Origin of the sequence: Microcoleus sp. w1-18aA5, from assembly GCF_036701705.1 — a bacterium.
Lineage (GTDB): Bacteria > Cyanobacteriota > Cyanobacteriia > Cyanobacteriales > Microcoleaceae > Microcoleus.
This window is the reverse complement of record NZ_JAUPTE010000062.1, coordinates 1-5457: the sequence shown is the minus strand read 5'-3', so window position 1 is coordinate 5457 and position 5457 is coordinate 1. Positions and strand designations below refer to the sequence as shown.

Annotated in this window: 6 protein-coding genes; 3 read left to right on the top strand and 3 right to left on the bottom strand. The window is 45.0% G+C overall.

The window, feature by feature from the left end; translation table 11 throughout:
* Positions 1-268 (top strand): hypothetical protein (locus Q5691_RS20145; RefSeq protein ID WP_333346598.1); only part of this gene is annotated, 268 nt, incomplete at its 5' end.
* A gap of 323 nt (positions 269-591) precedes the next feature.
* Positions 592-2247, top strand: coding sequence for a SpoIID/LytB domain-containing protein (locus Q5691_RS20140; RefSeq protein ID WP_333346595.1), 1656 nt, complete (start codon positions 592-594; stop codon positions 2245-2247).
* Positions 2248-2592: 345 nt separating this feature from the next.
* Here Q5691_RS20140 and Q5691_RS20135 read toward each other — a convergent pair whose 3' ends face one another.
* Positions 2593-2892: a ferredoxin gene (locus tag Q5691_RS20135; RefSeq protein ID WP_106149950.1), complete on the bottom strand. Its 300-nt coding sequence runs from the start codon at positions 2890-2892 to the stop codon at positions 2593-2595.
* A 213-nt stretch (positions 2893-3105) separates the two neighbouring features.
* On the bottom strand, positions 3106-3288 hold the full coding sequence (locus tag Q5691_RS20130; protein WP_333346592.1) for a hypothetical protein: 183 nt from the start codon (positions 3286-3288) through the stop codon (positions 3106-3108).
* Positions 3289-3417: 129 nt separating this feature from the next.
* Between Q5691_RS20130 and Q5691_RS20125 the strand changes: the two genes are divergently transcribed.
* A complete protein-coding gene (locus Q5691_RS20125) occupies positions 3418-4455 on the top strand; it encodes a Gfo/Idh/MocA family oxidoreductase (protein ID WP_333311565.1) in 1038 nt (345 codons plus the stop codon).
* Between the two features lie 65 nt (positions 4456-4520).
* On the opposite strand, the gene Q5691_RS20120 is transcribed toward Q5691_RS20125, so the two are convergent.
* Complete coding sequence (locus Q5691_RS20120; RefSeq protein WP_333216058.1) at positions 4521-5123, bottom strand: glutathione S-transferase family protein; 603 nt, start codon at positions 5121-5123, stop codon at positions 4521-4523.
* Positions 5124-5457: the final 334 nt, after the last annotated feature.

Here is a 5457-nt window from a genome sequence, read left to right as displayed (position 1 = left end):
GGACAAAACAGCCAGGTTGTGGGATGTCACGGGTAAGTTGATAGGAGAATTTAAAGGACATCAAGATGGGGTATCGAGTGTCAGTTTTAGTCCCGACGGCAAATACATCGCTACGGCATCATGGGACAATACAGCCAGGTTGTGGCAAATCAGAAGTTTAGATGAGATGCTGGTGCAAGGCTGCGATTGGCTGCACGACTATTTGCAGAATAATGCTGATGAAAGCGATAAACACCTGTGCGATGAGATTAGTGCTCAGAAAAAATGATTAGCCAATCAGTCGGTAGGTGCAAATAAACCTGACCGTGTAACAGAATGTAAAGCGATCGCAACTTTTGCCATTGCTGCATTTCACCCGCAATGACAGATTTACCGCATGAGACCCAGAAACCGGGTTTTTTACGAAAAGACCAGTTGCAGCCCGCAGATTCGGTAAAAAACCCGGTTTCTTCGGTCTGGTGTAAGTCCTGACTTAACAGAATTCTGGCAACTAAACCAGCCTCTCTTCCGGAATTCCGCTGTAGCAGCCGCCAAATGTGCTAACGTACAATCAAAAATCCCCAAATTTCAACTATCGGGAGATAGATAACTGTGTCCGCTCAAGCACCTCCAACTCCCAATTACAAATGGTTTAGCTGCATATCTAGCACTGTTTTCACCGCATTGTGCCTGTTGCCCATTTTCAGCGCTGCGGGATACGCCCAAACTCCCCAAAATAGACCCATCAAAATCGGCGTAGTCCAGCGGTTTGGCACCAAAGCAACCGACAAACTTACGCTGAAAGCATTACCGGGCGACAGCTTAACATTGAGTTACAAAACTCCTCAAGGCATAGAAACCAAAACGGCTGCTAGCGTCAAGTTAGAAATAGCCCCGAAACCGCTGGAATCGCCATTAGTAGAAGAACGAGTTGTTCTGAGCTCCCACCGCAGTTTCGAGAGTGCCGAAGATAGCGCCAATCAGTGGCGCGCCCAGGGAATTGATGTAGAAATTGCTCAACCTTTTCGCTGGCAAGTTTGGGCGAAAAGAGATACTTACAACTCTCCTTTGGTGCGGCGCTGGCTGTTGCAAAGTTTGCAAGCTCAAGGCAACAAAACAGCTTTTTTGGATTCCAAAGTTTTTAAACAAGTACCCCAGGCATTTTGGGTTTTAAACGGCTTTCGTTTCAACCGCAATGAGTTGGATGTCACGGCCGGGAAAAATGTGATTGAGGTATTGGAACAAACCACCCAAGAGGCCACAGCTACTGAACCAGAAAAAGCAATTCAACAAACTCACCGTTATGGCGGCAGTTTGCACCTGCAAAAAAATTCTTACGGCACTTATACTTTGGTGAATAAAGTGCTGACCGAAACTTATTTGCGGGGTGTTGTTCCTCACGAAATAGGGGCTTTTTCGCCTTACGCTGCGATTGTCGCTCAAACTATTTTAGCGAGAACCTACGCCCTGAGAAATTTGCGCCGCTTTGCTGTGGATAATTATGAGTTGTGCGCTGATGTTAACTGTCAAGTTTATAAGGGTTTGACCGAGGTTTACCCGCAAAGTGATAAGGCGATCGCCCAAACGAGCGGTTTGGTGCTAACTTACGAAAATCAGCTAGTAGACGCGCTCTATTCCGCGTCTAGCGGCGGCGTGACAGCCTCTTTTAACGATGTGTGGCAGGGCGCGGAACGTCCATATTTGCGATCGATCGTCGATTCGCCCAATAATGTCTGGGATTTGTCCCAGCAGAGTTTGTCTGACGAAAACAATTTCCGCCGCTTTATCAGTTTGCAAAAAGGGTTTAATGAGGAAAAAGAAGACACTTTTCGGTGGCGCGAACCAGCTTCTTTGACCGCGATTGGTGGATTTCTCAAACAGTATCTTCAGAAGAAACAGCACCCGCTGGCTAATTTTAAAACTGTCACTCAGGTGGAAGTGGTGGAAAGGTCGCCCGCAGGTCGAGTTTTGAAAATGAAGGTTCAAACTGACTTGGGCCCCATCGATATCGACAAAGACGAGATTCGCAATGCTTTTTACCCGCCGATTAGCACGCTTTTTTACCTCGAACCAATTTACAATCCAGACAAAACTCTCAACGGTTATGCTTTTGTCGGAGGCGGCTTCGGACACGGGGTGGGAATGAGTCAGACTGGTTCTTACAATTTGGCTAATTTGGGCTGGAATGGATCTCGAATTCTGGGCTTTTATTTTCCCGGCGCTCAAGTTGTACCACTTAGCGATGCGATTACATTTTGGCGCGAATAGTCGATCGCACTCTGCCTAAAACTTGGCGATTTAAATCATCGCCACTACACAAACAAAGCCCGCCTTTGCGGACTAAATATCAGCCGTAAAACTTTTAGATTTTAGACTTGGGATTCTAGATTGGTTTCACAGTTAATCTAAAATCTGCCATCTAAAATCTAAAATTATTTGGTCAGCTATCTGCTCAAACGGCTAGGAATTCCTAGCTGGGAGTGACAGACTGCTGGCGGCTGTGTTGCAATGTTAGACACAGAAACCCGGTTTCTTAACATAATTGGGCTATTTCAGCTTAATTCTGGAAACGAGAAACCGGGTTTCTTAGGGTATCACGCAGAGCGTCCTTTCTTAGTAGAGCGATTCTTCTTGGTGAGTTTCGATCGTACAGTCAGACTTGGGATAGGCGACGCAGGTGAGGACAAATCCAGCCTCGATTTGGTCGTCGTCCAAGAAAGATTGGTCGGATTGGTCAATTTCGCCTTTGGTGATTTTGCCGGCGCAGGTGGAGCAAGCTCCAGCGCGGCAAGAGTACGGGAGGTCGAGTCCTGCTTCTTCTGCAGCATCAAGAATGTAAGTATCGTCATCAACGTCAATGGTCTGGTTAATTCCTTCGGCTTCGCTGATGAGGGTAACTTTGTAAGTTGCCATGCACTAAATCCTCTCAAAAATTCAACAAGATTGATAATTTTTCCTAATGCAACCTTCAAGGCTCTATTAGCTTTGAGGTTAGGTCTTAGGTTCGTTCCCTCTATGATAGTAGGGGATAGAAGGGAGGTTGACACACTTATTTACAAAACATTTGAATGGGATTAGTTATAACTTTTTCTAATTTCATCTTGATTACTTATACCTATCTTGGGTTCAGCCTTGTGATACTGTTGCCGCAAGACTTGCGCTAAATAATCCGGTTTCTAGGAAAAATCCTGTTTTGAGCCCTACAGCACAAAAATCGGGTTGTTGGTATGCGGTGTGTCGATCGAGTTTCCGCAAGACTTGCTGCAAGGCAAGTCCCAGCAGGCGCTGAAATGTATAGTTAGATCGCATCAAGGCTTGGGTGTTGAAGGCTCGATCGAATCAATCGCACCACAACCACAGCTTAAAATCGGGGCCATAGAATCCTAAAGCCCTGCACCGCAAGTCTATAACTATCTAAAATCTTAAATCTCAAATCCCATGACTAATATTGATACTCGCTCTGGTTTTTCGGTTAATTCTCCAATTCGCGTGGGGATTGTGGGTACTGGTTTTGCCGCTAAGTTGAGGGCCGAGACAATTCAAGCTGATGGGCGATCGCACTTGGTAGCGGTTGCGGGCCACACCCCGGAGAAAACCGCAGAATTTTGTCAAGGCTTCGGGGCAGAAGCTGCGGTTTCCTGGCGCAAGCTGGTAGAAAGAGACGATTTAGATTTGGTGATTGTCTGTACGGTGAATCGGGATCACGGGGCGATCGTCCTGGCGGCGCTAGAAAATGAGAAGCACGTTGTGGTGGAATATCCTCTATCTTTAGACGTATCTGAAGCAGAAAGGGCGATCAAACTTGCCGCCCAAAAGCAAAAACTCCTCCACATCGAACACATCGAACTGCTAGGCGGGTTGCACTCCTCAATCAAAGAATCTTTGCCCTTAATCGGTAAAGTTTTTTACGCCCGCTACATTACTATGAGTCCTCAACATCCAGCCCCGCAGCGGTGGACTTATCAACATTCCCTCTTTGGCTTTCCGTTAGTTGGTGCAATTTCGCGACTGCACCGATTTACTGATTTGTTCGGGGAAGTGGCAAGCGTTAACTGTCAAGCTCAATTTTGGGACAGTCAGCCGGATTTCTACAAAGCTTGTTTGTGCAATGCACAGTTGCGCTTTGCCAATGACCTTGTCGCTGAAGCTGTTTATGGAAAAGGAGAGACTTTTTGGCAGTCTGAAAACATTTTTACCATCTACGGAGAAGCAGGAACGCTGGTTTTCACTCCCGAATCCGGTCAATTAATTCAGGGAGAAAATCGGCGCAACCTCAAAGTAGGAACGCGGCGCGGCTTGTTTGCCAAAGACACCAATATGGTGTTGGAATATTTGTCAAACGGTACGCCTTTGTACGTAAATAATGCCAGTAGTTTGTACGCTTTGAAGGTGGCAGATGCTGCGAGGCGATCGAGTGAGACTGGGCAAAATATAGCGATTAGTAATTTACCATCGGACATGATAAATTTGCAGTAATGAATTCAGTCCTCCGTTGATGCTTTTAGTCAATTAGGATTCTTCATGCTTACTACGAACAACTTTTATTTATGTGCGATACTAATATATCGAGGTTGATTTCTTACTCGCTCGATCCAAGTTTGAATTGCCGGAAATCTAGTTAAATCAAATCCGCCCTCGCCCGCAACGTGAGTGTAAGCAAATAAACCGATGTCAGCAATAGTATAGCGATCGCCAACAAAAAAAGCATGGTTTGCTAAATGCTGTTCCATCACCCCCAAAGCAGCATAGCCCGGTGCTTGTTTTTGTTTGAGTGCTTCTCGATATTCCTCAGCTTTTCCGGTGATATACCAAAAACGAGAAGTAGCAATAAAAGGTTCGTGGCTGTACTGTTCAAAAAATAACCACTGCATGACTTGAGCGCGTTCAAATTTATCAGTGGGGAAAAACTCCGTTGTTTCGCTCAAGTAAAACATAATCGCATTCGATTCAAACAGAAAAATATCCGGTTCTATTTCTAACACAGGAATACGCCCGTTAGGATTTTTGATCAAAAATTCATGGGTTCGACTTTCTCGTTTTATAATATCAATTTCTAGTCGCTCGAAGGGAATATTAAGCTGAGTTAAAAGCAAGCGGATTTTGTAGCAATTCCCAGAAGGAGAATATTCGTAAAGTTTCAACATGAGTATTTTTTATATACCACAAAGAACACTGAACACGCAAAGTAAAAAAAGCAAAAAAAGCAACAGAAGTTCACAACTTATTATTGTTGTAGCATTTGGGGGTAAGAGCAGCATTGCTACGTTCAGAAGTAATATGGGTTAGGTGCAACCCAGAGCAGCCTAAGTTCATCAATATTGGAGAATCAATGAAATTATACGGGAAAAATCCTCCCTTAAATAGCGTTAGGGAAGGGGCACGGAAATGGAAGATGAGCTTCATTGACACTCCCTGTGCTGAAGCAACAGGGATTCTAAAGAAACTACCAAAAGGTAATTCTTGAAGGCGCTGTCAAAA